The organism is Guyparkeria sp. SCN-R1, from assembly GCF_003932495.1.
In the GTDB taxonomy this organism is placed as follows: domain Bacteria; phylum Pseudomonadota; class Gammaproteobacteria; order Halothiobacillales; family Halothiobacillaceae; genus Guyparkeria.
In genome coordinates this window covers 1-345 of the sequence record NZ_QZMT01000060.1, presented here as the reverse complement: position 1 = coordinate 345, position 345 = coordinate 1, and the positions used below count along the sequence as shown (strand labels likewise).

The following is a 345-nucleotide window of genomic DNA, read 5'->3' as shown; positions in this document are numbered from 1 at the left end:
GCGCGAGAGCACACAGGCGGGAGAGCGCCCTCGACGGGCCACGGCCGGGGTCGGCGGGTGGGCGACCTCGACCCGCCCCGGCGGGTCGACGTCGACATCGACCCGGCCGAGATCAGTAAGAACATCCACGCGGAGTACCCCCTGGTCGGGGACGCCGCGACCGTGATGGAGCAACTCGCCGACGAGGTCGACGCCTCGCCCGAGGCGAAGAAGTGGCGCGCCCAGTGCCAACAGTGGAAGTCGGAGTACTCGATGGCCTACCAGGCGCCCGAGGACGAACCCGTCAAACCGCAGTTCGTCGTCGAGGCCCTCGACGAGGCCACGAGCGACCGAGCCATCGTGACC

The 345-nt window shown here is 70.4% G+C and carries 1 protein-coding gene; it reads left to right on the top strand.

The features are described from left to right. Window positions 1–165: 165 nt before the first annotated feature. Window positions 166–345 (top strand): hypothetical protein (locus tag D5687_RS11175; RefSeq protein ID WP_204742199.1); only part of this gene is annotated, 180 nt, incomplete at its 3' end.